Below are 24,931 nucleotides of genomic sequence, written 5' to 3'. Positions count from 1 at the left end.
GATGCCCGTCAGCCGGCCGGTGGTGGTGGCGGCTGCAGATGCATCGCCAGGTCGCTCAACTCCAGGATCGTCTGGATCTCGGTGTCGCGGAATGGCCGTCCGTCGGGGCCCAGCAGGTCGTGAAACCACTCCCGCGGCATCGCGGGATCCGGATTCGGGTGGTCCCAGGAATCCCAGGGGAAGAAGGTCTGCGTCTTCCCGGCGACGAATCCCCAGTTGAAGGCGCCGACGCCGGCGCGCTTCGCGATCGGCAGGATGTCGGAGACCGTGCTGCCCAGCGGCCGGGCCATGTACTCCGTGCACAGGATCGGGCGGCCCAGGCCGACGAGCTCGGCGATGCGCCCCTCGAACTCCGCCGGGCCGGCGTAGGAATGGAACGTGATGACGTCTGAGTTGTCGAGCTGGATGCCGCTGATGACGCTGCGCCGTCCCGGGTCGGCCCACTCGCCGTGCCAGACGCCACTGGTCAACGGCTGGCATGGATCAACCAGCCGCGCCCACTCGAACACCTGCGGCAGCAACTGGGCCACCAGTTCCACCTTGTCGTTCCGCTCGACCGAGGCGTAGGCGTTCGCGGGGTTATCCGGCTCGTTCCACAGGTCCCAGCCCAAGATTCGGTCGTCATTGCGGAACTGGGTCAGGACCCCGGTGACGTAGCCGCGCATGGTGTGCAGGTAGCCACGGTCGTCGAGGCGCGCCCCTCCCGGACTTTGCACCCAGCCGGAGTTGTGGATGCCCGGCCTCGGCGCGCGTTGCGGACCCGCTTGGGGGAACGGATCCCAACACGAATCGAACAAGACGAACAGCGGTTTGATGCCGTGGCGTGCCGCGATGTCGACAAACTGCGCGAGACGGCCCTGAAACCCGCGGTAATCCTGCGCCCACAGCTGATCGTGCAGGAAGACCCGGATGGCGTTGAACCCGTTGGTCCGCGCCCAACCCAGTTCGGTCTCGATGCGCCGGGGATCGAAGGTTTCGCGCTGGAACATCTCCAGCTGATTGATGGCGTTGGAGGTGATGTAGTTCGCGCCGACCGGCCAGCCCTGCGCCTGATACCAGCGGTTGGCGCGCTCGGGCGACCATCGGCTTGCTTGCGGCGAGGTACGAGGAGGCTCGGCGGATGCGCGTGGCGTCTGGGCCACAGCCATGCCTCCTGCCACCAGCAGCGGCAACGCCAACACCGTTCGACGGTGCACGAAATCACCGCGATTCCCCCGGTCGATGTGGTCCACCCCTGCTCGTCAGAGTTCAAATCGTCTCTGCGGGCAATCGTACATGCCTGTACCGCAAGGCTTTTCAGCGGTTTCGTTGTGACAGGGATAACGTCGTCAACCAGGTGTGAACGTCAGGTCGCCGGTCCGGGCGCGTAACTGCCCGTTTTGGGTCGGCTGCGCGGCGGTCAGAAGCAATGCTCGTCGGCAGGGAAGACCCCGCCGGCCACCTCTTGCGCATATTGCGTTGCGGCCCGGCGTAATTCCCCACCGATGTCCGCGAACCGCTTGACGAAGCGGGCGGCCTTGCCGCTGCTCATGCCGGCCATGTCCTGCCAAACCAGGACCTGGCCGTCGCAGTTCGGTCCAGCTCCGATCCCGACGGTGGGGATGGTGAGCTTGCCGGTGATCTGGGTGGCCAACTCGGCGGGCACCATCTCCATGACAACGGCGAATGCGCCGGCCTCGGCGACGGCGATCGCGTCGTGCACCGTCTGCTCCGCCGCGTCACCGCGCCCCTGCACCCGGAACCCGCCCAGGCCGTTCACACTTTGGGGGGTGAACCCGATGTGCGCCATCACGGGGATGCCGGCGGCGGTCAGGCAGGCGATCTGCTCGGCCACCCGCTCGCCGCCCTCGAGCTTGACGGCGTGTGCGCCACCCTCCTTCATGAATCGGGTGGCGGTGGCCAGCGCGGCAGCCGGACCGGCCTCGTAGCTGCCGAACGGCAGGTCGGCGACGACCAGGGCGTGCGGGGCACCCCGCACCACGCCGCGCACCAGCGGAATCAACTCGTCGATCGAGACCGGCACGGTGGTGTCGTAGCCGTACACCACGTTGGCCGCGGAATCGCCGACCAGCAGCACCGGGATGCCGGCCTCGTCGAAAATGCGGGCGGTCGAATAGTCGTAGGCCGTGAGCATGGCCCACTTGTGGCCTTCGGCCTTCATCTTCTGCAGGTGGTGGATGCGAATCTTGGGCCTCGCCTTTTCGGGCTGCGCAGGCGAGTTGGCACCGTAAACGTTGTGCTCAGACATCATTGTCCCTAGTGGTGGTCGGTTCGATCCTCGTGGCCGCTAACGGGTCCCCGGGTTCGTCTGACGGTGCCATTCTGCCATTTCTTTCGCGCAGTTGCACCGCCGCGGCGATGTGAGACATACCATGCTGCGCATGCAGCGGCTGAGTGGCCTGGATGCCAGCTTCCTGTACCTGGAGACGTCGTCACAGCCCATGCATGTGTGTTCGATCATCGAACTGGACACGTCGACGGTGCCGGGCGGCTACGCCTTCGACCGGTTGCGCGACGCCCTTGCGCTGCGCATCAAGGCGATCCCGACGTTTCGCGAAAAGCTCGCCGACAGTCCGCTGAATCTCGATCACCCGGTCTGGGTGGACGACGAGAAATTCGATATCGATCGCCATCTGCATCGCATCGCAGTGCCGGCTCCGGGAGGGCGGGCCGAGCTCTCCGAGATTTGCGGCCACATCGCGCAGACACCGTTGGACCGTGGCCGGCCGCTGTGGGAGATGTGGGTCATCGAGGGCATCGCGGGCACGGATTGCCACCGCGACGGGCGACTGGCGGTGATGACCAAGGTGCACCACGCCGGCGTCGACGGGGTGACCGGCGCCAACTTGATGTCGCAGTTGTGCGCGACCGAAGCCGACGCCCCCGCCCCGGAGCCGGCCGAAGGCGTCGGCGGAGCCCAGGGATGGCAGATCGCGGCGGGTGGGCTGGTCCGCTTCGCGACCCGGCCGCTGCACCTGGCAAACGCGGTGCCCGACACCGTCTCGTCGGTGCTGGCCACGGTGCGACGGGCGCGCGACGGCCTGACCATGGCACGTCCGTTCGCGGCACCGGGAACCCCGTTCAACGCCAGGATCAGTGACCGCCGCAACGTCGCTTATGCCGAATTGGATCTCGACGACGTCAAAACGGTGAAGAACCATTTCGACGTCAAAGTCAACGACGTGGTGATGGCGTTGGTTTCCGGGGCGCTTCGCCAATACCTGAGCGACCGAAACGAATTGCCGGATACGTCCCTGGTGGCGTCGGTCCCGGTTTCGGTGCACGGCAAATCCGACCGGCCGGGCCGCAATCAGGTTTCGGCGATGCTTTCCAGTTTGCACACTCAAATTACCGACCCGGTGGAACGCCTCAAAGCCATTGCTCACGCCAATTCTGTTGCCAAAGAACACAGTTCAGCTATCGGCGCGTCACTGTTGCAGGATTGGACGCAATTCGCCGCGCCGGCGGTTTTCGGTATTGCAATGCGGCTCTATGCCAGAACCAGGTTCACCGACAGCATGCCGGTGCACAATTTGGTGGTCTCCAACGTGCCGGGGCCGCAGGTTCCGCTGTACATGCTGGGCTGCGAGGTCAAATCGATGTATCCATTGGGGCCGATATTTCACGGCTCGGGACTCAACATCACCGCAATGTCGCTGCAGGGCAAACTCGACATCGGCCTGGTCGCCTGCCCGGATCTGCTGCCGGACCTGTGGGAGATGGCCGACGAGTTCGCGGTGGGGATGGAGGAGCTGCTCGCGCTCGCCCGGTAGCCGGCCAGGCGGTGCCGCTAATCAGGATCTCAGGTTTCCTCTGGCAGCATAGGTTGGCATGGCCCTGTCTCGCCGCGGCAAGATTGCGCGCACGCTGCTGATCTGGACGACGATGGCTGCCGTTGCGCTGCTTCTGGCCGGCTGTGTCCGCGTCGTGGTGGGACGCGCCGTCATGTCCGGGCCGAAGTTGGGCCAGGCCGTGGAGTGGACGCCGTGCCGGGCCGCGAATCCGAAGGTCAAGCTTCCGGCCGGCGCGTTGTGCGGCAAACTGGCCGTGCCGGTCGACTACGACCACCTCGACGGCGACGTGGCGACCCTGGCGATGATTCGTTTCCCCGCGACCGGAGACAAAATCGGTTCGCTGGTGATCAACCCCGGCGGGCCGGGGGAGTCCGGCATCGAAGCGGCGCTCGGTGTCGTCCAGTCATTGCCCAAGAAGGTCCGCGAACGGTTCGACCTCGTCGGTTTCGACCCCCGCGGCGTGGGAGCATCGCGCCCGGCGGTGTGGTGTAACTCCGACGCCGACAACGATCGGCTGCGCACCGAACCCAACGTCGACTACAGCCCGGCGGGTGTGGCCCACATGGAGGACGAAACCAAGCAGTTCGTCGGCCGCTGCATCGACAAGATGGGCAAGGACTTCCTGGCCAACGTCGGGACCGTCAATGTCGCACGGGATCTCGATGCCATCCGGGCGGCGCTCGGTGACGACAAGCTGACCTACCTCGGCTACTCCTACGGCACCCGGATCGGCTCGGCGTACGCCGAGGCCTTCCCGCACAACGTGCGCGCGATGATCCTCGACGGAGCCGTCGACCCCAACGCCGATCAAATCGAAGCCGATCTTCGTCAGGCCAAGGGATTCCAGGACGCGTTCAACGACTATGCCGCCGACTGCGCCAAGCAACCGACCTGCCCGCTGGGCACCGATCCGGCCAAAGCCGTGGACGTCTACCACAGCCTGGTCGACCCGCTGGTCGACCCGAACAACCCCATGGTGGGTCGGCCGGTCCCGACGAATGACCCTCGCGGACTGGGCTACAGCGACGCGATCATCGGCACCATCATGGCGCTGTACTCGCCGAACCTGTGGCATCACCTGACCGACGGGCTGGCCGAACTCGTCGACCACCACGGCGACACCCTGCTCGCACTGGCCGATATGTACATGCGCCGTGACTCGCACGGCCACTACACCAACGCCACCGACGCGCGGGTGGCGGTCAATTGCGTGGATCAGCCGCCGATTACCGACCGCGCCAAGGTGATTGACGAGGACCGCCGCTCCCGCGAGGTCGCACCGTTCATGAGCTACGGGCAGTTCACCGGTGACGCGCCGCTGGGCACCTGTGCGTTCTGGCCGGTGCCGCCGACCAGCAAGCCGCACACCATTTCCGCGCCCGGTCTGGCGCCGACGGTGGTGGTGTCGACGACCCACGACCCGGCCACCCCGTACAAGGCCGGGGTCGATCTGGCCAACGAGCTGCGCAGCTCGCTGCTCACCTACGACGGCACGCAGCACACTGTGGTCTTTCAGGGCGACGGCTGCATCGACAACTACGTGACGGCATACCTGGTCAGTGGCTCCATCCCGCCGAGCGGCGCCAAGTGCTGACCGCCCGGTGACGATGCGGGCACCCAAGCCGACGCCGAACGTGCACTGACGGCGGAATATTGGGCGATTTTTCGCCATGGCCGCACGCTCGGCGAGGACGCCAGCCGAGACCAAGGCGTAACCGTTTCGCGCTGTCACGGGTACCCGGGGCTGCAACGATGACAGCCATGTCGCGCCTGAGATCCTTGAGCTCGGCGCTGTTTTCATTCGGGCTGCTGCTCAGTGGTCCATGTGCCGTCGCGCTGCCCACGGCCGTCGCCACGCCGGAACCCGGTGCCGGGCAGACACCGGGCCCGAATCCGCCGTCGGCCACGGTGCCGCAGGGTTGGGGAAGTTGCGGTCAATTCGTCAGCGACACAAGCGATATCCCCACCGCGCAGTGCACCACCGTGGCGGTACCGGTGGACTACAACAGTCCGGCCGGCGCGCAGGCCAGGCTGGCGGTGATCCGCATCCCCGCGACGGGGCAACGGATCGGGTCGCTGCTGGTCAATCCCGGCGGCCCCGGCGGCTCGGCGGTCGACATGGTGGCCTCGATGGCCTCGGATCAGGAGAACTCTCCGATCAGGCGCAACTTCGATCTGGTCGGCTTCGATCCCAGGGGCGTCGGTCACTCGACACCCGCGCTGCGTTGCCGGACCGACGCCGAGTTCGACGCGTACCGGCGTGAGCCGATGGTCGACTACAGCCCCGGCGGGGTCGCGCATATCGAGCAGCTCTACCGGCAGCTGACCCAGCAATGCGTCACCCGGATGGGCGCGGCGTTCTTGGCCAACACCGGCACCGCCTCGGTCGCGCGGGACATGGACGCCGTGCGCCAAACACTGGGCGACGACCAGATCAACTACCTGGGCTACAGCTACGGCACCGAGTTGGGCACCGCCTACCTGGAGAAGTTCAGCAACCACGTGCGCACGATGGTGCTCGACGGCGCCATCGATCCGACCGTCGGGCCGATCGACGAGAACGTCAACCAAATGGCGGGATTCCAAACCGCTTTCAACGACTACGCCACCGACTGTGCCCGCTCGGCGGGCTGCCCGCTGGGCACCGACCCGACCCAATTCGTCAACCGCTACCACGCGCTGGTCAATCCGCTGGTCACCAAGCCGGGGCGGACCGCGGACCCACGCGGCCTGAGCTATGCCGACGCGACCACCGGCACCATCAACGCGCTCTACACACCGGCGCACTGGAAATACCTGACCAGCGGTCTGCTCGGCCTGGCGCGCGGCACCGACGCGGGCGACCTGCTGTTGCTCGCCGACGACTACGACGGGCGCGATAAGAACGGGCACTACTCCAACGACCAGGACGCGTTCAACGCGATCCGCTGCGTCGACGCCCCCAACCCGACGGATCAAGCCAGCTGGGTGAGCGCCGATCAGCGCATCCGCCAGGCCGCGCCGTTCCTCAGCTACGGGCAGTTCACCGGAAATGCTCCCCGCGATTTGTGCGCACTGTGGCCGGTGCAGGCGACGTCGGCGCCGCACGCCGCGCCGCCCATGCCGCCGGGCAAGGTGGTCGTCGTCTCCACCACGCACGACCCGGCCACGCCATATCAGGCCGGGGTGAACCTGGCCCGCCAGCTCGGTGGCCCGCTGATCACCTACGACGGGACGCAGCACACCGCGGTGTTCAACGGCCACCAATGCGTGGACACCGCCGTCGTCCGCTATTTCGTCGCCGGCACGCCGCCGCCGGCGTCCTACCACTGCCAGTCCTGACCAGCGCCGGGCACCGCGATCGGCGAGGTTCGCAATGGTTCTGAGCGGGCATCGGTAACACAGAATTAACAGCAGTTGCATACTGTTCGAGTTATGGATCGACAGAAGGAATTCGTCCTCCGCACCCTCGAGGAACGAGACATCCGCTTCGTTCGGCTGTGGTTCACCGATGTGCTCGGTTTCCTCAAGTCGGTCGCCATTGCCCCGGCCGAGCTCGAGGGCGCCTTCGAGGAGGGCATCGGCTTCGACGGATCCTCGATCGAGGGCTTCTCGCGCGTCTCGGAATCCGACACGGTGGCCAACCCCGACCCGTCCACCTTCCAGGTGCTGCCGTGGGCCTCGGCCAACGGCCACCACCACTCGGCGCGGATGTTCTGCGACATCACCATGCCCGACGGCTCGCCGTCCTGGGCGGACCCGCGGCACGTGCTGCGCCGCCAGCTGCAGAAGGCCAACGACCTGGGTTTCTCCTGCTATGTGCACCCCGAGATCGAATTCTTCCTGCTCAAACCGGGCCCCGACGACGGGACGCCGCCCGTTCCGGTCGACAACGCCGGCTACTTCGACCAGGCGGTCCACGACTCCGCCTCGAACTTCCGCCGTCACGCGATCGAAGCCCTGGAATTCATGGGCATCTCGGTGGAGTTCAGCCACCACGAGGGCGCGCCCGGTCAACAGGAGATCGACCTGCGCTTCGCCGACGCGCTGTCGATGGCCGACAACGTGATGACGTTCCGCTACGTCATCAAGGAGGTCGCGATCGAGAACGGCGCCCGCGCGACCTTCATGCCCAAGCCGTTCGGGCAGCATCCCGGCTCCGCGATGCACACCCACATGAGCCTGTTCGAGGGTGACGTCAACGCGTTCCACAGCCCCGACGATCCGCTGCAGCTCTCCGATGTGGGCAAGTCCTTCATCGCCGGCATCCTCGAGCACGCCTCGGAGATCAGCGCCGTCACCAACCAATGGGTCAACTCCTACAAGCGACTGGTGGGAGGCGGCGAGGCGCCCACCGCCGCGTCGTGGGGTGCCGCCAACCGCTCCGCGCTGGTGCGGGTGCCCATGTACACGCCCCACAAGACGTCGTCGCGCCGCGTCGAGGTCCGCAGCCCCGACTCGGCGTGCAACCCGTACCTGACCTTCGCCGTACTGTTGGCCGCCGGACTGCGCGGGGTCGAGAAGGGCTATGTGCTGGGGCCGCAGGCCGAGGACAACGTGTGGGACCTGACCGCCGAAGAACGCATCGCGATGGGATATCGCGAGCTGCCGACGAGTCTGGACAGCGCGCTTCGCGCCATGGAGTCTTCCGAGCTGGTCGCGGAAACCTTGGGGGAGCACGTCTTTGACTTCTTCCTGCGCAATAAGCGCACGGAGTGGGCCAACTACCGCAGTCACGTCACCCCGTACGAACTGAGCACCTACCTGTCCCTGTAGGTCCCTGCAGGGCATATCCCGTTGCGCACAGCGCCAGTCGCGCCTGAAGACGGGCAGCTTGCGCTACGGTCGTGATCGTGACCAAACCCGCGACGCAGCGCCCCAGGCTGCCCAGCGTCGGCCGGCTCGGGTTGGTCGATCCGCAAGCGGCCGAACGCATGGCGCAGCTGGGTTGGTACGACCACGACGACCAAGCCCACGTCGACCTGCTGTGGTCGCTGTCACGCGCGGCCGATCCCGATGCCGCGCTGCTCGCGCTGGTCCGGCTGTCGGAGAGCCCTGAGGCCGGGTGGAACGAGCTCAACGCCGTCCTGCTCGCCGAACGCCCGCTGCGCGGCCGGCTGTTCGCCGTGCTCGGCGCGTCGCTGGCGCTGGGCGATCACCTGATCGCCCAGCCGCAGTCCTGGAAACTCTTGCGCGGCAACGTCAAACTGCCCACCCGCGACGAGCTGCGCGCGACGTTCACCGGATGCGTCGACGAGGCGCTGGCGGCGCCGGGTTCGGCGATGGTGCGGCTGCGCACCCTGTACCGCGACCAGCTGCTGGTGCTGGCCGCGCTGGATCTGGCCGCGACCGTCGAGGACGAACCCGTGGTCCCGTTCACCGTGGTGGCGGCCCACCTCTCGGACCTGGCGGACGCCGCTCTGGCCGCAGCGCTGCGGGTGGCCGAGAACAACGTGTGCGGTGACCGCACGCCGCCGCGGCTGGCGGTCATCGCGATGGGCAAATGCGGTGCCCGCGAACTGAACTACGTCAGCGACGTCGACGTCATCTTCGTCGGCCAGCAGGCCGACACGGTCACCACCCGGGTGGCCAGCGAAATGATGCGGCTGGCTTCCGAGGCGTTCTTCCAGGTCGACGCCGGGCTGCGGCCAGAGGGCCGTAGCGGTGAACTGGTCCGCACCGTCGAGTCGCACATCGCCTACTACCAGCGCTGGGCGAAGACCTGGGAGTTTCAGGCGCTGCTGAAAGCCCGTGCGGCGGTGGGCGACGCGGAGCTCGGGCGGCGTTACCTGGACGCCCTGATGCCGATGGTCTGGGTCGCCTGCGAGCGTGAGGATTTCGTGGTCGAGGTGCAGGCCATGCGCCGCCGGGTCGAGCAGCTGGTACCCGCCGAGGTCCGCGGCCGCGAGATCAAGCTCGGCAGTGGCGGATTGCGCGACGTGGAGTTCGCCGTGCAGCTCCTGCAGCTGGTGCACGGCCGCGGCGACGAGTCGCTGCACGTGGCGTCGACGGTGGATGCGCTGGCCGCGCTGGGCGCGGGCGGCTACATCGGCCGCGAGGACGCGGCCAACCTCACCGCCTCCTACGAGTTCCTCCGGTTACTCGAGCACCGGCTGCAGCTGCAGCGCCTCAAGCGCACCCACCTGCTGCCCGAGGCCGACGACGAGGAAGCGGTGCGCTGGCTGGCGCGGGCCGCCCACATCCGGCCCGACGGACGCCACGACGCCGCGGGGGTGCTGCGCGAGGAGCTGAGGCATCAGAACCTGCGGGTGTCCCAGCTGCACGCCAAGCTCTTCTACCAGCCGCTGCTGGAATCGATCGGCCCACCCGGGCTCGAGATCGCGCACGGCATGACCGCCGAAGCCGCCGAGCGCCAGCTGGCGGCGCTGGGCTACGAGGGCCCGCAGACCGCACTGAAGCACATGTCGGCCCTGGTCAACCTGAGCGGCCGGCGCGGACGGGTGCAGTCGGTGCTGCTGCCCAGGCTGCTGAACTGGATGTCGTACACGCCGGATCCCGACGGCGGGCTGCTGGCCTACCGGCGGCTGTCCGAGGCACTGTCCGGGGAAAGCTGGTATCTGGCGACGCTGCGCGACAAGCCCGCCGTGGCCCGCCGGCTCATGCATGTGCTGGGGACCTCGGCGTACGTGCCGGACCTCTTGATGCGCGCCCCCCGGGTGATTCAGGACTACGGCGACGGACCGTCTGGCCCGAAGCTGCTCGCCACCGAGCCCGCCGCGGTGTCCCGCGCGCTGGTCGCCGCGGCCAGTCGCTACCCCGACCCGGTGCGGGCGATCGCCGGGGCGCGCACGCTGCGGCGCCGCGAGCTGGCCCGCATCGCGTCCGCCGACCTGCTCGGCATGCTCGAGGTCACCGACGTCTGCGCGGCGCTGACCTCGGTGTGGGTGGCGGTGCTGCAGGCTTCGCTGGAGGCGATGATCCGGGCCAACCTGCCCGAGAACGGCAAGGCACCGGCGGCCATCGCGGTCATCGGCATGGGCCGCCTCGGCGGCGCCGAGTTGGGCTACGGATCCGACGCCGACGTGATGTTCGTCTGCGAGCCGGCGGCCGGCGTCGAGGATTCCGCGGCGGTGCGCTGGGCGACGGGCGTCGCCGAGCAGGTCCGGGCGCTGCTGGGCACCCCCAGTGTCGACCCGCCGCTGGAGGTCGACGCCAACCTGCGGCCCGAGGGCCGCCAGGGTGCACTGGTGCGCACCCTGGCGTCCTACGCCGCCTACTACGAGCAGTGGGCGCAGCCGTGGGAGGTTCAGGCGTTGCTGCGCGCGCACTCGGTTGCCGGTGACGCGGAGCTGGGCCAGCGGTTTTTGTTGATGGCCGACAAGACGCGGTATCCAGCCGCCGGGGTGTCCAGCGAGGCGATGCAGGAGATCCGGCGCATCAAGGCCCGCGTCGATTCCGAGCGGTTGCCGCGCGGCGCAGACCCCAACACGCACACCAAGCTGGGCCGCGGGGGACTGGCCGACATCGAATGGACCGTGCAGCTGCTGCAACTGCGGCACGCACACGAGATTCCCGCGCTGCACAACACGTCGACGCTGCAGTGCCTGGACGCGATCGCCGCGGCCGACCTGGTGCCCGCCGACGAGGTGGATCTGCTGCGGCAGGCCTGGCTGACCGCCACCCGGGCCCGCAACGCGCTGGTGCTGGTCCGCGGTAAGCCCACCGACCAGCTGCCCGGGCCCGGGCGCCAGCTCAACGCGGTCGCCGTGGCAGCGGGCTGGCCGACCGACGAGGGCGGGGAATTCTTGGACAACTATTTACGGGTGACGCGACGCGCAAAAGCGGTCGTGCGCAAGGTGTTCGGAAGTTGAGTCAGGAGGCCGGCGCGTTGGACGCCATATTCGAGGTGCTCAGCGCGGCGGAGGCCGATCGCGTGACCGCGCTGTACGCTCCGTTGGCCGATGCGGTCCGCGAACTGGTCGACGCCACCATCCGCACCGAGGCCGACGACGACGTCGTCGCCGAGGCCCGGCGGGCGATCGAGGCCGTCACCGCATCGTTGCGGCAACGCACCCGACCGGTCGGGGTGAGCTACCGCGTCAACGGTCGCCCGCTGCCGCTGGGCAACGCCGCGATCGGCGTGTGCAACCCCATCGCCCCGCCGATCGTCGTACAGCACCAGGGCGACGGGCGCTGCTTCAGCGAGTTCATCCTCGGCTCGGCCTATGAGGGCCCGCCCAAACTGGTGCACGGCGGCGTCAGTGCCCTGGTGCTCGACCACATGCTCGGCGAGGCGGCCAGCGAGGGATTGTCCAAGGCGCGGTTCACCGGAACCATCACCGTGAAATATCTGCGCGGGACCCCGCTGGGCCCTCTTCGCTGTGAGGCGTGGGTCGACGGCAAGGAGGGTCGCAAAGTCTTTGCGCGTGGCACCATTTCGGACTCCGAAGGGGTCACCGTCGAGGCCGACGGCGTCTTCATCGAGCCGGCCTGGGCGCAGGAGACGCAGTGAAGTTCTACATCAGCAGCGCCTTCTTGAATACGCGTGAGATCGTCGAGCTCGCCAAGGCGGCCGACGAGCTCGGCTACGACGGGATCGGCATCCCCGACCACGTCGTCAACCTTCAGACCCTGGACACCCCATATCCGTACACCAAAGACGGGCAACGGCGCTGGCAACCCTTCACCGACTGGCCCGATCCCTGGGTGCTCGTCGGCGCGCTGGCTCAGGTCACCACGCGGTTGCGTTTCGTCAACACCGTATACATCCCGGCGATGCGCAACCCGTACTCGGCGGCCAAAGCCATTGGCACCGCGGCGGTTCTGGCATCGGGGCGGGTGGAGCTGGGCATCGGCGTGGGCTGGTGCCGCGAGGAATTCGCTTTGATGGGTGAGCAATTCGAGGCCCGCGGTAAGCGCACCGACGAGATCATCGAGCTGATGCGGGCGCTGTGGGCTCCGGGCTGGACGGAGTTCGACGGCCAGTTCTACCAGGCGCCGCGCCTCGAGATGCAACCCACTCCGCCGCGGATACCGGTGTATGTCGGCGGGCTCAGCGACATCGCGCTGCGCCGCGCCGCCCGCAACGACGGCTGGATCGGCGATTTGATCAAGACCGAGCGGGCCATCGAGGCGGTCGGACGGCTGCGCGACCTGCGCGCCGAAAACGGCTTGACCATGGACGGTTTCACCATCCTGACACCGTTGACCGACGCGTTCACCACCGCCGACTATCGGCGCGTCGAGGACGCCGGCATCACCGGCATCATCACGATGCCGTGGATGTTCTACGCCGGGCCCGACGCCGGCCTGGACGACAAGATCGACGGCATGCAGCGCTTCCGCAAGGACCTGTCACTCGACGGCTGAAGTCCGACGCATAAACAGTGGCGAAGACACGCCGCCGCGGGTGTGCGTCGTCTATGGCTCGTCGACGCCGGCCACGGAAACGACCGCGACCGGGACGCCTGATCCTCGGCAGCGCCGCACATCACTGACGACCATCCAGCGCAGTCGTGGCCCATGCGATCAGCCAGCCGGCCTCCGCCAACGCGTCGACCAGATACATCTTGCTGATCCGTCCCCTCGGGGAGTAGAGCACGTCGATCGTTCCCAGCGTCAACGCCGAGCCGATTCCGATCCGCCGGCCCAGCCGCAGGCTTGCCGTCTCGCCGGTGGCGCTCAATTGGGTCGCCCCGATGCAGGCCATCAGGCCTGCGACGGTATACACCAGCCACCGGTCGACCTTGGGGCCAAGCACGGCTTCGAAGCTTCGCATATGCACCACCGGCCACAGACCGCCGGCAACGTTGAATGCTCCATGTAGCCGTGCCAACGGCAGGGCCCGGCTTTTGTTCAGCGGCGCAGCCGGAAGCGTTGCGTCCATGACCAACCGGCTACCCCGGGCCGGCAATCAGAAACGCGGCGAAGACGAAACCATCACGGCGATTGCCCCGTGGTGGTACGCACCGGCTCAGTCGACCCTGATGACGAGCTTGCCGAGGTGCTTACCGTCGCGCAGTCGTTCGAATGCCGCTCTCGCGTCTGAGAATTCGAAGATTTTGTCGATAACCGGCGTGAGCCCGGTGGTGGTGACGGCCCGCACGAGACTTTGAAGCTCTGTGCGGTCGCCGACCGTGATGGACCGCGTTATTGCGCCGCTGCCCTTGAGCAAGAAATAGTCGATGCCGGGATTGTCCTGGCTCAGGAAGCCGATCAAGGTCACTTCCCCTCCGGCCGCGACCGCGCGCAATGACTGTTCGATGGTGGCCGGTCCGCCGACTTCGACGACACGGTCGACGCCGCGACCTTCGGTCAATTGCCGCACCCGTTGGCCCCATTGAGGGTTGGCGCGGTAATCGATGACCTCGTCAGCGCCCAACGACTGCAACACCTGCGCCTTCTGGGTGCTCGACGTGGTCGCGACGACACGCGCCCCGAGCAGTTTCGCCAGCTGCACGGCAAAGACCGATACCCCGCCCGAGCCGAGCGTCAATACGGTTTGGCCGGCGCGAATCGGTGCGGGACCGCCTAGCGCATTCCAGGCAGTGACACCGGCGCAGGGCAGCGTCGCGGCGTGCTCGTCCGACAGAGCGGGCGGCACGGCGACGACCGATTCCTGCGACACGACTTTGTATTCGGTGAGCCATCCGTCCTGTCCGCCGCCGTAACTGTCGGACTCTGCGGTCGCCGGCAGTGGCCCACCGAACCACCTGGGTTGAAACGTCCCTACCACCCGGTCGCCGGGCCGGTAGTCGGCGACGCCGTCACCGATCTCGACCACTTCGGCAACAGCGTCGCTGCACGGCACCAAACCGGTTTTGGCGTCACGCACGTAGCGGCCCAACGGAATCGCTATGTCGCGGTAGTTCAACGAGACCGCTTTAATCCGTAGTAGGACTTCTCCTCGCTGCGGTGAGGGTACGGGTTCGTCGTGCAATTGCAGACCGTCTAGCCCCCCGTGGTTATCGAATCGGTAAACGCGCATAGCGATAGTCCTTTCAGTCGGATGTCAGTCGCGGACGAGACTCGTGTTTGCCCATAGGAAGTAATCCGCCACAAGGTCCGCAATTACCTTCCGTCGTTTACCTGCGTCCGGTATCACCGGAGTGTGAGTTTGTGTTGGCGCTCGTCGTAGGGGACGAGTTCGTGGCTACGTCCGGCGTGGCGTAGCGTGTCATCGGCGCGAGTGCGAACCGGTTGGGCGGCCGCAGCGAGCCCACCGACAACGGAGTCAGCAAGCCGGAGATGTCGACGGCGTCATCCGCTCGATACGAGCCGGGTGGGCGAAAGTCCTTCGTCATTCGATTCCTCTCAGCGATCGAGCAGTACAGGGTGTTCGCGCGGCTGAGCCCGCGCCGGCTTGTCCGAGCTACCAGGTGAGCACGAGACGACCCCGCAGGCCGCCGGCCTCTAGCCGCCGGTGCGCCTCGGCGGCCTGCTCGGCGGGAAGGGTGTCTGCTACACGCAGGGTCAGGACGCCGGCCTCCACGAGATCGCGCAAAGTGTTGAGAACGTCGGTGCGCGTGGTGTGTTGGTTGACGAAGACCTTGTGCCACACGATGTTTCGTTCGGTGGGGCCGACGTGTTGGCGGCCCGAGGTGACGGCGCCGCCATCGCGGATCGCGGCAACGATCGCATCGTTGTACAGCGCGGCGTCCACCACACCGTCGACTCCCTCAGGTAACGCTGCACGAATGTGATCGGCCAACTTGTCTCCGCGGCGGACGACGATGTCTGCCCCTAACCCCTTCACCAACTGCTCGTCGGTTTCAGCGGCATCAGCAATGACTTGCAGCCCTTGATGTTTGGCCAGTTGAACGGCGTAGCCGCCCAGAGCCCCGGCCGCGCCCGTCACCGCGACCGTGCCGCCGGCCGGGACGGCCACTGCCTCGAGCATGGCATATGCGGTCACCGCATTCATGAGAAGAGTGGATGCGGCAACGGCTGTGGCGTTACCCGGTGCTCGCACAACCGAGCGCGCGTCGGTGACCACGTATTCGGCGTAAGCGCCGACATCGCCGATCGGGCTGAGCGTCAGGCCGATAACGTGTTGGCCAACCGCGATCGGAGCGCCCTCGGGGGACTCGTCGATAACACCGCAGAAGTCCCATCCCGGTACGTACGGCGGTTCGGGGTAGCGTCCTCCGGGAAGCGTGTCTGGCGCATAGGTCCGCTGCATCCAGCCCGACCGGGCCGCTGTGTCAGCAGGATTGACCGCCGCTGCCTGCACACGGACGCGAACCTGCCCGACCCCCGCGTGGGGCTGCGGCAACTCCAAGACGCGCAAGACTTCAGGACCACCGAATTCGGTATATCCGATCGCTTTCATACCTCACCACAACCAACCATGTGCACTCCTATTCCCGAGAATCGACATCTTTTACCCGGCATCCAGCATGAAAAGGGCAGGGCAACACAGTGTTTCAACCATTCGATCAATTCATCGACGCCCATCACCGGCCTGCGGTACCGACAATTAAACGCAGGTAGGACAGGATGGCCTCGGCAACCGCGTCGGGTTGTTCGGGGAACAGCGCATGGCTCGCATGCTCGATGACGACGGTGGTGATGCGATCGCCGTAGCGGGCGCGCAAGTCATTCCATTCTTCTCGGGCGTGAAACGGGTCGAGCGCGGCGATGATCTCGAGCACCGGCGCGGCGCCGGCGCCGCGGTAACGACGCAGGTTGGCGTGCCGGACACAGTCGACTTGCATCGCCAGAGTGTCTGGGTACCAGCCGGTTAACCACGTCGTGGCGTCGTGCTCGCGGGTAAAGAACGCCAGGCGCAGCGCGTCCAGCCGGACGGCGTCAGGCAGTGTCGGGTCGGCTGCGCGCATGGGAGCCGTCATGACCTCGGGCGGCACCGTCTTGCCCGACGCCGCCGCCACGATCACGGCACCCACGTTGGCGGGGTGGTGCACCGCCGTGGCGCGGGCGACAAGGTTGCCGAACGCGTGACCGAGCACCACCGCCGGCCCGTCGGCGAGCTCATCGATCACCGCGGCGAGGTCATCGGCCATGTCTTCGAAGGTGACCCCACTCATCGGACCGATCGAGCGGGCGACGCCGCGCGGCTGGGGCCGCAGCACCCGGTAGCCGCCCCCGACGAGCGCGGCGGTCAGCGCGTCGAAATCGGCGTCACCGCCGCGGCCATAGGACGGGACGATCACTACCGCCGGTCCGTGCCCGTCGACGTAGGTTTCGATGGACGCATCTGGTGTGTCGACGACTTCCCCGTGCCGGGTCATGGCCGCCCCGCGCCGGATGTTTCGGATGGGGCCGAGTCCAGTGCGACGCGCAGCAGCGCCGCGTTGCGCACGATGCCCTGCGGGGGTGCGGTGGTGCCGCCGTCGGTGGTGACATAGAAAACGTTGCCGCCTTGTCCGGGGCGGCGTCCCCAAGCGGCGCTGGAGGGTCCGATCAGCGCTTCGTCGAAGGGATCGCCGACGAGGTGACGGACCTCGCTGCCGTGCCGCGGCTGCAGCGGTACCCGGTCGATGGTGTTGGCGCGGTGGCGGGTGACGTAGGCGAACCCGGCGTCCTCGTCGAGGCAGAAGTCGTCGGCGTTGTCGATCGCGGCGACGAACTCCGGTGCCGCGGCCGGGTTGCGTGTGAGGGGGTCGACGGCGACGCGCATGAACACTTTCTGCGCGGTCGAGGTGTAGTACAGGTAGCCGGTTTTCGGGCTGTAGCGTACGCCGTTGACACCCGGCTGGGGCGGTGGCGGCAGGCCGCTGTCGGGGTCGAACGCCATGGTGTCGTGGGTCAACCACACCTCGGCGGTGGCCGCACGGGTGTCGCCTGCGAGGTCGACCCGCCAGATCAGGCCGGCGAAACAGTCGGCGACCGCCAGCACGTCCGGGCCGAGCATGCAGGCGCCGTTGAGTCCGCGGACGCGGTCGTCGAACCGGTAGATGGTCTCCGGGATGACAGGGTCGCCCGGGGCCCAGCCGACGAGATCGACTCTCACGAGCAGAGATTCGTGGGTCGTGTAGGCCTCGGTGAGGCTAAGGACGAACACGTCGGCTGCGACCTCAACGATGCCGGTGACCGGATGGTCAAAACGATGCAGCAAGACGGGTTCCACCGGCGAACCACTCTCGGTGGCCGGGACGTACCAAAGTTCCTTCTGCAGCACCGCGGTGATCAAGACGGAGCCGTCAGCGCGCACGGCCAGGTTTTCCAGAAAGTATTTCTTCGGGAAGAACGCCACGGGTGCCAACGTGACGGTGGGCAGGGGTACATCAGGCACGGTTGGTCCTACCTTCCGGTGTCTTCAGAACTAGAGCAGGATGTGCAGGCCACGAAGCCCGGCGCGAAATGGTCACGGGGCGGGGATGGCGAAGGCGGTGAGGATGGCGCAAACCGCGTGGTATGTGCCGGCCAGCACGGCGATGTCGAAAACCCCGGATTCGCCGAAGATACGTTCGGCCTGGCCGTAAACGGCGTCATCGACGCAGTGACTCGTCGATAGCTGTCGGGCCAGGCGGTGGGCTGCGGTTTGCGCGTTGGTGAGCTGCTCGGGCTCACCGCCGCCGGCCAGCTCGGTGATCACCGTCTTCGACAGTCCCGCGCGCTGCGCCACCCGGGAATGAGCGTAGAGCTCGTAGGGGGCCCGCCACACCGCACCCACGGTGAGGATGACCACTTGGCGAACTCGCTCGTCGAGCGAAGTGTGCTCCTGTTCGGCGGCCTGCAGCTCCAAAAATGCTGTCGCGAGGCCGGGATTGAGCAAGCTGGGGTTAAACGGTCCGATGAGCTGGCCGCCAGTGGTGGTGGCCGCGAAGCCGCTGCGGTGGGCCCAGGGCACTGCGGTGGACAGGATGTGGTCGAAGAGTTCGCGCTGTGTTCGGCTCAGCGCGCCGGGGTCGGCCAGCGACAGTCGCCCGCCCAGGCCAGAGGCTGCGGCGCTCACTGGTCCAAACCCGTAGCGTCGGCAGGCACGTCGAACGCGCTCAGCGTCAGGCACACCATGGTGAACCAGCCGAGCAGCACCGTCACGTCAACGACGCCGGCGTCGCCGAGCAGATCCCGGGCACGCCGGTACAGTCCCATCGGAACCACCCGCCCTGCCAGCAACGTCGAGGCGAGGTCGTAGACCACCTGCTGGCGTGGATCGCTAAAAGATGTCGGCAACCCGGCGATCAAGGCTGCGACGCACCGCGCGTCGAGCCCGCCGTCCCGCTCGCCGATGATTTCATGCTCGTAGCTGGCGTACGCACTGCGCCATCGACCGCACACCAGGTTGGTCGCAATTTCGATCTCCGCCTTGCTCAGCGTCGAATGGCGCTGATAGTAAGCCCCGGTCGGCACAATCGTCGTGGACAGCGTCGGGTTAGCCAGCCAGATCCTATGCGGACCCGGCACCAACCCGCGCAACTCGCGGGTGAAGTCATAAGCCTGCTTCATCTCCGGTGACATGTCGTGTACCGGCGTCTCCACAAACCGGCCGAAAGTTCCGAATTCTCCTGCATCACTCATCGATCCATCTCCTCGTTAAATCCGAGCTGCCGTGCGGTTCAGTTACAGATAAGAGAATGAGCGCTCATGTTTTTATGTTGCCACTGTCCCGCGCTGGCGTCAAACGCGAACGCTCATGTGCGTTTGAGGTAGGGTGTGACGATGCCGAAGGTGTCACTCGAGTACCGCGCCGAACGGCGCGCGCACATCCTCGCCGCGGCACGCAGGTGCTTCGTGCGCGACGGCTTCCATGGCACTTCGATGCAGGATCTCGTCGACGAGGCTGGCGTGTCCTCGGGCGCGGTATACCGCTACTTTCCCAGCAAGGACGCCGTCATCGAGACGATCGCCGCCGACAACCTTGATCAGGTTGTCAACGTGATCCGCACGTCGATCGAGGACGGCTTGACGGCCGAAGCGGCCATCGGCGCCGTCCTCGACTTCGTCACCGCCCGCCATGCTGAGGATGGTTTTGCAGCGATCGCGCTGCTTGTCTGGTCGGAGGCGATGCGCAATCCCGTTCTGGCGGAACGACTCCGTGCCTCGAGTACGGCCGCAGCACGGCTCTTACGATCGCCCAAGCGCCCCGCCCGTGACGCGGTTGCGGTGACCGACCTGCTGTTGTGTGTCCTGCCGGGCTACCTGATGCAGTTGGCCCTCACCGGACCGGCCGCCGTCAAACGCATACCCCGAACCGTGGAGAAAGTCTTCGGACCGTCGGCCTGACGCCAACCAGTCGCAGACCGCCATGTCACCTCGCCGCATTCGAGCTAGGCGAAAGGTGCAGGGGGAGTGTGAAAGACCGCGCTCCGCAGCCGATCGCGTCCGCAGCGGGCATCAAAGCGGTGCAGGCGCGGGTGCGTCCCGCCGGCGCGTGAACCACTTGGTCCACTTACGGGTACATGGAGCCTGATGCCGATGAGCCCACCACCCCCTCCACCGAGAAGGATTGCGGTCGCCGCGGATAACGCGACAACGCGGCGAGACGAAACCACCCGCGGGGCGATTGCCGAGCGGGTGGTCTCGTCAAGCCGACTTATACGTCGTAGTAGAGCGCGAATTCGTAAGGGTGAGGCCGGATCTGGACCGGCAGGATCTCGTTCTCACGCTTGAAGTTGATCCACGTCTCGATGAGGTCGGGCGTGAATACGCCGCCCTCGGTGAGGTATTCGTGGTCTTCTTCCAGACGGTCGATCACCGCGGACAGCTGGGTGGGCGCCTGCGGGATGTTGGCGGCCTCCTCGGGCGGCAGCTCGTAGAGGTCCTTGTCGACCGGTGCCTGCGGCTCGATCTTGTTCTTGATGCCGTCCAGGCCGGCCATCAGCATGGCCGAGAACGCCAGGTACGGGTTGCCCGACGAGTCGGGGCAACGGAACTCGAGCCGCTTGGCCTTCGGGTTGGTGCCCGTGATCGGGATACGGACACATGCCGAACGGTTGCGCTGGCTGTAGACCAGGTTGATCGGCGCCTCGTAGCCGGGCACCAGACGCTTGTAGGAGTTCACCGTCGGGTTGGTGAACGCCAGCAGCGACGGCGCGTGGTGCAGCAGGCCGCCGATGTAGTGGCGGGCGGTGTCCGACAAGCCGGCGTAGCCGGTCTCGTCGTACATCAGCGGGGTGCCGTCCTTCCACAGCGACTGGTGCGTGTGCATCCCGGAGCCGTTGTCACCGAACAGCGGCTTGGGCATGAACGTGACGGTCTTGCCGTTCGCCCAGGCCGTGTTCTTGACGATGTACTTGTAGAGCATCATGTCGTCGGCCGCGTGCAGCAGCGTGTTGAACTTGTAGTTGATCTCGGCCTGGCCGCCGGTGCCGACCTCGTGGTGGCCCTTCTCCAGACTGAAGCCGGCCGTGATCAGGTTGGTCAGCATCTTGTCGCGCAGGTCGACATAGTGGTCCACCGGGGCGACGGGGAAGTAGCCACCCTTGGGGCGCACCTTGTAGCCGCGGTTGGGGCTGCCGTCGAGTTCGTTCGGCGAGCCGGTGTTCCACCAGCCCGAGATCGCGTCGATCTCGTAGAACGAGCCGTTGGTGCGCGAGTCGAAGCTCACCGAGTCGAAGATGTAGAACTCGGCCTCGGCGCCGAAGTAGGCGGTGTCGGCCACGCCGGTGCTGATCAGGTAGTTCTCTGCCTTGCGGGCGATGTTGCGCGGGTCGCGGGAGTACGGCTCGAGGGTGAAGGGGTCATGCACGAAGAAGTTGAGGTTCAGCGTCTTGGCTTCGCGGAACAGGTCGATCTGTGCGGTCGCCGGGTCGGGGAGGAGCAGCATGTCGGATTCGTGAATGGACTGGAATCCGCGAATCGACGAGCCGTCGAAGGCCAAGCCATCCTCAAAAACGCTCTCGTCGAAGAACGTAATCGGAATCGTGAAGTGCTGCATGATGCCGGGCAGGTCACAGAACCGGACGTCGACAAATTCGACGTTTTCGTCCTTGGCGAGTTTGAAGACGTCGTCGGGCGTCGTTTCCGTCACAGAATGCTCCTTTACTTGGTGAGATCCGCGGCCTGACGCTATGGAGCAGATGTTGCCCGTCAGTCAACCCGATGTTGCGCGCACGTTACGTGACCACTGCCACACGCTAAAAGTGGCCGCTTGGGCGGCGGGTTCTATTGTGGGGCGATGGATCGCAAGATCGTATCTTTTCTGGTGAACGGGCGCACCGCCCGCCCTCCTTACCAGGCCTCTGCGCCGGATTATTCGGACTCCGGTCCGAGTCGATGATGGCGGAATCACGATCCGCATTTCCGGGCGAAAAGCTGGGGTTGCCGGAGAGCGGGCCCGGGTCGTTGGCGCCGATGGGGCGCCGGCTGGGAGCGCTGATGATCGACTGGTTGATCTCTTACGGTCTGGCGGCGCTGGCCATGCGATTCGGCTTTTTCTCCCAACAGGCGCTGGCCACCGCGGTATTGGTGATTTGGTTCGTGCTGGGGGTGGTCTTTTTGCGGTCGTTCGGGTTCACCCCCGGCCAGCTGGTGCTACGCCTGCAGGTGGTGACGGTCGATGGCCGCAACCCGGTCGGCCTCGGCCGGGCCGTGGTGCGCGGAGTGCTGGTCGGGACGGTGGTCCCGGCCTTGTTCACCGATTGGGACGGCCGCGGCATGCAGGATCGGTTGACCGCGACGGCCGTGGTGCGACGGTGAAGGCGAGGCGGCGACCCGCTGCGCCCGGCTGCGCCGCGCTGGCGATCGCCGCTGACCTGATGGCGGCGACCCGCTGCGCCCGGCTTCGCCGCGCTGGCGATCGCCGCTGACCGTCTCGCTGCTACTTGCGACGGACGGTGCGCTGCACGCCGCGCATCTTGCCCGCGTTGGGCAGCGGACCCTTGGGCATGACGGCCGCGCCGGCTCGCGACCCCAGTGCGGCCAACCGCGATTCCAGCGTGTCCATCTGCTTGACGGTGATGTTGGCCGGCAGCCGCGTGAGGTGGCGCTCCAGCTTGGCCAGCGACACCTCGTCCTCGCCGTTGCCGACGATGATGTCGTAGATCGGCACGTCCCCGATCAGGCGGGCGGTGCGCTTTTTCTCCTGCGCCAGCAGCGGCCGGACTCGCGCCGCCGCCCCCTCGCCGACCAGGATGACGCCGGGCCGACCGATCACCCGATGCACGGCGTCGAAGTGGCCGGTGGCGGCCACCCCCGGGGTCACCCGCCACTTGCCGCGCAGGTTGTCCAAAGCCCAAGCCGCGGCTCCGGTTTGGCCTTCGGCCTTGCGGTAGACGGACTTCTGGGCGCGGCGGCCGAACACGATGAAGGCGACCAGCCCGCCCAGCACCACACCAAGCGGGATCAGGGTGAGCATCGTCAGTCCGCCGGCCCAGATACCGACACCCACCGAGATGCCCAGGATCAGCACAAAGGCGCCGATCATGTACGGCAGTAGGCGCTTGTCCTCCTGGCGCTGAATGTTGAACGCCTGCCACAACTGGGTGCGGCGCTCCCGCGCGGCGGCCTTGCGGACAGCCTGCGCCTGCGCTCGGGCGGCCTTGTTCTCAGAGGCAGTGCGGGGTTTAGCCATAGTCAAAGAATACGTAGGCCCGCGACCGGCGAACGCCGCTACCGTGCGCGGCATCTTCAGGCGCGGCTGCGGGCGGCTTGCTCATAGAGGCGTCCCGCGCGATACGACGAGCGCACCAGAGGTCCGGCCAGCACACCGGCGAAGCCAAGCTCCTCGGCGTGCTGCGCGAACTCGACGAATTCCTCCGGGTTCACCCAGCGCTCGACGGGGTGGTGACGCGCCGACGGGCGCAGGTATTGGGTGATGGTGATGATGTCGCAGCCGGCGTGGCGCAGGTCGGCCAGGGCGGTGCGCACCTCGTCTGGGGTTTCGCCCATGCCGAGGATGAGGTTGCTCTTGGTGACCAGCCCGAAGTCGCGCGCGGCGGTCAGGACGTCGAGGCTGCGCTGGTAGGTGAAGGCGGGCCGGATCCGTTTGAAGATGCGCGGCACGGTTTCGACGTTGTGCGCCAAGACTTCCGGGCGTGACTCGAACACCTCGGCCAGCCGAGCGGGTTCGCCGTTGAAATCCGGGATCAACAGCTCGACGCCGGTCGACGGGTTGAGTTCCTTGATGGCGCGCACCGTCTCGGCGTACAGCCAGGCTCCGCCGTCGGGCAGGTCATCGCGGGCCACCCCGGTGACCGTGGCGTAGCGCAGTCCCATCGTGCGCACGCTGTCGGCGACCCGCCGCGGCTCGTCGCGGTCCAGCGCCGCGGGCTTTCCGGTGTCGATCTGGCAGAAGTCGCAGCGGCGGGTGCACTGGTCGCCGCCGATCAGGAAGGTGGCCTCGCGGTCCTCCCAGCATTCGAAGATGTTGGGGCAGCCGGCTTCCTCGCAGACCGTGTGCAGCCCCTCCCGCCGGACCAGGCTCTTGAGCTGGGTGTACTCCGGGCCCATCCGGGCCCGTACCCTGATCCACGGCGGTTTGCGCTCGATCGGGGTCTCGGCGTTACGCACTTCCAGGCGCAGGAGTTTGCGTCCTTCCGGTGCGACAGTCACATCGCTGATGTTACGCGCGCGGCCGGGTGGTCACGGACCGGCAGCACCCCGTCCAGGGCGTCGCAGACGGCATCGGCGACCGCGGTCTGGACATCCTCGACCGACACCGGACGGCGCAGTTCGGCCGACAACGACGTCACTTCCGCGTCGCTGATGCCGCACGGCACGATGGCGTTGAAGGCGTCCAGGTCGCAGTCGCAGTTGAGGGCGAACCCGTGCAGGGTGGTCGCCCGCGAAACCCGGACGCCGATGGCGGCAACCTTGCGGTCGGGCCGACCCTCACCGCCCGGCACCCACACCCCGGACCGGCCCTGCACCCGGACCGCGTCCACGCCCAGGTCGGCGCAGACCTTGATCAGCGCTTCCTCGAGGCGCCGCACGTAGTTGACCACGTCGAGCGGTTCGGCCAGGCCGATGATCGGATACCCGACCAACTGGCCGGGACCGTGCCAGGTGATCTTGCCGCCACGGTCGGTGTCGACGACGGGAGTGCCATCCACCGGCCGTTCGTGCGGCTCGGTGCGCCGCCCCGCCGTGTAGACCGCGGGGTGCTGCAGCAGCAACAACGTGTCGCTGCCGCCGGCCACTCGGGCGTCGGCCAGATCGCGTTGCTGCTGCCAGGCCACGCGGTAGTCGACGATGCCGAGGGGGCGGACGTCGATCAGGGCCTGGCTGGACCGGATGGAATCGATCACGTTCGCGACGGTACTCGGCCCGCGCCGGCGGGGCCCAGTCCGGTC

General features: G+C 67.0%; 22 protein-coding genes. 9 read left to right on the top strand and 13 right to left on the bottom strand.

Annotated features, from left to right (window positions below):
• Positions 1–8 precede the first annotated feature (8 nt).
• The gene (locus tag A5782_RS14685) at positions 9–1,196 is read right to left on the bottom strand and encodes a 1,4-beta-xylanase (RefSeq protein ID WP_067101274.1); all 1,188 of its coding nucleotides are present in this window, start codon (positions 1,194–1,196) and stop codon (positions 9–11) included.
• A 203-nt stretch (positions 1,197–1,399) separates the two neighbouring features.
• On the bottom strand, positions 1,400–2,248 hold the full coding sequence (panB, locus tag A5782_RS14680) for a 3-methyl-2-oxobutanoate hydroxymethyltransferase (protein WP_067101271.1): 849 nt from the start codon (positions 2,246–2,248) through the stop codon (positions 1,400–1,402).
• Between the two features lie 124 nt (positions 2,249–2,372).
• On the opposite strand from panB, the gene A5782_RS14675 reads away from it, so the two are divergent.
• The 7 genes from A5782_RS14675 to A5782_RS14645 all read left to right on the top strand — a co-directional run bounded on the left by A5782_RS14675 (position 2,373) and on the right by A5782_RS14645 (position 13,103).
• Positions 2,373–3,773: a wax ester/triacylglycerol synthase family O-acyltransferase gene (locus A5782_RS14675; protein ID WP_369815629.1), complete on the top strand. Its 1,401-nt coding sequence runs from the start codon at positions 2,373–2,375 to the stop codon at positions 3,771–3,773.
• Between the two features lie 58 nt (positions 3,774–3,831).
• On the top strand, positions 3,832–5,388 hold the full coding sequence (locus tag A5782_RS14670) for an alpha/beta hydrolase (RefSeq protein WP_067101151.1): 1,557 nt from the start codon (positions 3,832–3,834) through the stop codon (positions 5,386–5,388).
• Between the two features lie 158 nt (positions 5,389–5,546).
• Positions 5,547–7,115: an alpha/beta hydrolase gene (locus A5782_RS14665; RefSeq protein WP_156623948.1), complete on the top strand. Its 1,569-nt coding sequence runs from the start codon at positions 5,547–5,549 to the stop codon at positions 7,113–7,115.
• 93 nt (positions 7,116–7,208) lie between these two features.
• On the top strand, positions 7,209–8,549 hold the full coding sequence (glnA, locus tag A5782_RS14660; RefSeq protein WP_067101148.1) for a type I glutamate--ammonia ligase: 1,341 nt from the start codon (positions 7,209–7,211) through the stop codon (positions 8,547–8,549).
• A 71-nt stretch (positions 8,550–8,620) separates the two neighbouring features.
• Positions 8,621–11,605: a bifunctional [glutamine synthetase] adenylyltransferase/[glutamine synthetase]-adenylyl-L-tyrosine phosphorylase gene (locus A5782_RS14655; RefSeq protein ID WP_067101145.1), complete on the top strand. Its 2,985-nt coding sequence runs from the start codon at positions 8,621–8,623 to the stop codon at positions 11,603–11,605.
• Positions 11,602–12,246: a PaaI family thioesterase gene (locus tag A5782_RS14650; protein ID WP_067101142.1), complete on the top strand. Its 645-nt coding sequence runs from the start codon at positions 11,602–11,604 to the stop codon at positions 12,244–12,246. Before A5782_RS14655 ends, A5782_RS14650 begins: the two co-directional genes overlap by 4 nt.
• On the top strand, positions 12,243–13,103 hold the full coding sequence (locus tag A5782_RS14645) for a TIGR03619 family F420-dependent LLM class oxidoreductase (RefSeq protein ID WP_067101139.1): 861 nt from the start codon (positions 12,243–12,245) through the stop codon (positions 13,101–13,103). The genes A5782_RS14650 and A5782_RS14645 overlap by 4 nt, the downstream gene beginning before the upstream one ends.
• Positions 13,104–13,224: 121 nt before the next feature.
• Here A5782_RS14645 and A5782_RS14640 read toward each other — a convergent pair whose 3' ends face one another.
• The 7 genes from A5782_RS14640 to A5782_RS14610 all read right to left on the bottom strand — a co-directional run bounded on the left by A5782_RS14640 (position 13,225) and on the right by A5782_RS14610 (position 19,217).
• A complete protein-coding gene (locus A5782_RS14640) occupies positions 13,225–13,620 on the bottom strand; it encodes a hypothetical protein (RefSeq protein WP_067101136.1) in 396 nt (131 codons plus the stop codon).
• A gap of 87 nt (positions 13,621–13,707) precedes the next feature.
• Positions 13,708–14,721 (bottom strand): NAD(P)-dependent alcohol dehydrogenase, encoded by a 1,014-nt coding sequence (locus A5782_RS14635; protein WP_197694228.1) that lies wholly within the window; start codon positions 14,719–14,721, stop codon positions 13,708–13,710.
• A 384-nt stretch (positions 14,722–15,105) separates the two neighbouring features.
• The gene (locus A5782_RS14630) at positions 15,106–16,065 is read right to left on the bottom strand and encodes an NADP-dependent oxidoreductase (protein ID WP_067101130.1); all 960 of its coding nucleotides are present in this window, start codon (positions 16,063–16,065) and stop codon (positions 15,106–15,108) included.
• A 124-nt stretch (positions 16,066–16,189) separates the two neighbouring features.
• Positions 16,190–16,984: an alpha/beta fold hydrolase gene (locus tag A5782_RS14625; protein WP_067101127.1), complete on the bottom strand. Its 795-nt coding sequence runs from the start codon at positions 16,982–16,984 to the stop codon at positions 16,190–16,192.
• A complete protein-coding gene (locus tag A5782_RS14620) occupies positions 16,981–17,988 on the bottom strand; it encodes a hypothetical protein (RefSeq protein WP_067101124.1) in 1,008 nt (335 codons plus the stop codon). The genes A5782_RS14625 and A5782_RS14620 overlap by 4 nt, the downstream gene beginning before the upstream one ends.
• 72 nt (positions 17,989–18,060) lie before the next feature.
• Positions 18,061–18,651 carry a carboxymuconolactone decarboxylase family protein gene (locus tag A5782_RS14615; protein ID WP_067101121.1) on the bottom strand — a complete coding sequence of 197 codons (591 nt, stop codon included), beginning with the start codon at positions 18,649–18,651 and terminating at the stop codon, positions 18,061–18,063.
• A complete protein-coding gene (locus A5782_RS14610; RefSeq protein WP_067101118.1) occupies positions 18,648–19,217 on the bottom strand; it encodes a carboxymuconolactone decarboxylase family protein in 570 nt (189 codons plus the stop codon). The genes A5782_RS14615 and A5782_RS14610 overlap by 4 nt, the downstream gene beginning before the upstream one ends.
• Positions 19,218–19,358: 141 nt before the next feature.
• Here A5782_RS14610 and A5782_RS14605 point away from each other — a divergent pair, with 141 nt between their 5' ends.
• A complete protein-coding gene (locus A5782_RS14605) occupies positions 19,359–19,922 on the top strand; it encodes a TetR/AcrR family transcriptional regulator (protein WP_067101115.1) in 564 nt (187 codons plus the stop codon).
• Between the two features lie 310 nt (positions 19,923–20,232).
• Here the strand turns inward: A5782_RS14605 and glnA (A5782_RS14600) are convergent, their stop codons facing one another.
• On the bottom strand, positions 20,233–21,669 hold the full coding sequence (gene glnA / locus A5782_RS14600; RefSeq protein WP_067101112.1) for a type I glutamate--ammonia ligase: 1,437 nt from the start codon (positions 21,667–21,669) through the stop codon (positions 20,233–20,235).
• Positions 21,670–21,914: 245 nt separating this feature from the next.
• Between glnA (A5782_RS14600) and A5782_RS14595 the strand changes: the two genes are divergently transcribed.
• Positions 21,915–22,337: an RDD family protein gene (locus A5782_RS14595; RefSeq protein WP_067101109.1), complete on the top strand. Its 423-nt coding sequence runs from the start codon at positions 21,915–21,917 to the stop codon at positions 22,335–22,337.
• A gap of 121 nt (positions 22,338–22,458) precedes the next feature.
• Here A5782_RS14595 and A5782_RS14590 read toward each other — a convergent pair whose 3' ends face one another.
• Genes A5782_RS14590 through lipB form a run of 3 tightly spaced genes read right to left on the bottom strand, consistent with a single transcriptional unit; the run spans position 22,459 to position 24,886 of the window.
• The gene (locus tag A5782_RS14590; protein ID WP_067101106.1) at positions 22,459–23,211 is read right to left on the bottom strand and encodes a DUF4191 domain-containing protein; all 753 of its coding nucleotides are present in this window, start codon (positions 23,209–23,211) and stop codon (positions 22,459–22,461) included.
• Between the two features lie 56 nt (positions 23,212–23,267).
• A complete protein-coding gene (lipA, locus tag A5782_RS14585) occupies positions 23,268–24,191 on the bottom strand; it encodes a lipoyl synthase (RefSeq protein WP_067101103.1) in 924 nt (307 codons plus the stop codon).
• Positions 24,188–24,886, bottom strand: a complete 699-nt coding sequence (gene lipB / locus A5782_RS14580; protein ID WP_067101100.1) for a lipoyl(octanoyl) transferase LipB — start codon at positions 24,884–24,886, stop codon at positions 24,188–24,190. The genes lipA and lipB overlap by 4 nt, the downstream gene beginning before the upstream one ends.
• Positions 24,887–24,931 lie beyond the last annotated feature (45 nt).

Source organism: Mycobacterium sp. 852002-40037_SCH5390672, assembly GCF_001665875.1.
GTDB lineage: Bacteria > Actinomycetota > Actinomycetes > Mycobacteriales > Mycobacteriaceae > Mycobacterium.
The sequence above is the reverse complement of the archived record's forward strand: the minus strand, read 5'-3'. Positions and strand labels throughout refer to the sequence as shown.

Bases quoted from the DNA above. Each gene is read 5' to 3' on its own strand.
- panB (WP_067101271.1), bottom strand. From the start codon at position 2,248: ATGTCTGAGCACAACGTTTACGGTGCCAACTCGCCTGCGCAGCCCGAA.
- A5782_RS14675 (WP_369815629.1), top strand. From the start codon at position 2,373: ATGCTGCGCATGCAGCGGCTGAGTGGCCTGGATGCCAGCTTCCTGTAC.
- A5782_RS14670 (WP_067101151.1), top strand. From the start codon at position 3,832: ATGGCCCTGTCTCGCCGCGGCAAGATTGCGCGCACGCTGCTGATCTGG.
- A5782_RS14665 (WP_156623948.1), top strand. From the start codon at position 5,547: ATGACAGCCATGTCGCGCCTGAGATCCTTGAGCTCGGCGCTGTTTTCA.
- glnA (WP_067101148.1), top strand. From the start codon at position 7,209: ATGGATCGACAGAAGGAATTCGTCCTCCGCACCCTCGAGGAACGAGAC.
- A5782_RS14640 (WP_067101136.1), bottom strand. From the start codon at position 13,620: ATGGACGCAACGCTTCCGGCTGCGCCGCTGAACAAAAGCCGGGCCCTG.
- A5782_RS14635 (WP_197694228.1), bottom strand. From the start codon at position 14,721: ATGCGCGTTTACCGATTCGATAACCACGGGGGGCTAGACGGTCTGCAA.
- A5782_RS14630 (WP_067101130.1), bottom strand. From the start codon at position 16,065: ATGAAAGCGATCGGATATACCGAATTCGGTGGTCCTGAAGTCTTGCGC.
- A5782_RS14625 (WP_067101127.1), bottom strand. From the start codon at position 16,984: ATGACCCGGCACGGGGAAGTCGTCGACACACCAGATGCGTCCATCGAA.
- A5782_RS14610 (WP_067101118.1), bottom strand. From the start codon at position 19,217: ATGAGTGATGCAGGAGAATTCGGAACTTTCGGCCGGTTTGTGGAGACG.
- A5782_RS14605 (WP_067101115.1), top strand. From the start codon at position 19,359: ATGCCGAAGGTGTCACTCGAGTACCGCGCCGAACGGCGCGCGCACATC.
- A5782_RS14595 (WP_067101109.1), top strand. From the start codon at position 21,915: ATGATGGCGGAATCACGATCCGCATTTCCGGGCGAAAAGCTGGGGTTG.
- A5782_RS14590 (WP_067101106.1), bottom strand. From the start codon at position 23,211: ATGGCTAAACCCCGCACTGCCTCTGAGAACAAGGCCGCCCGAGCGCAG.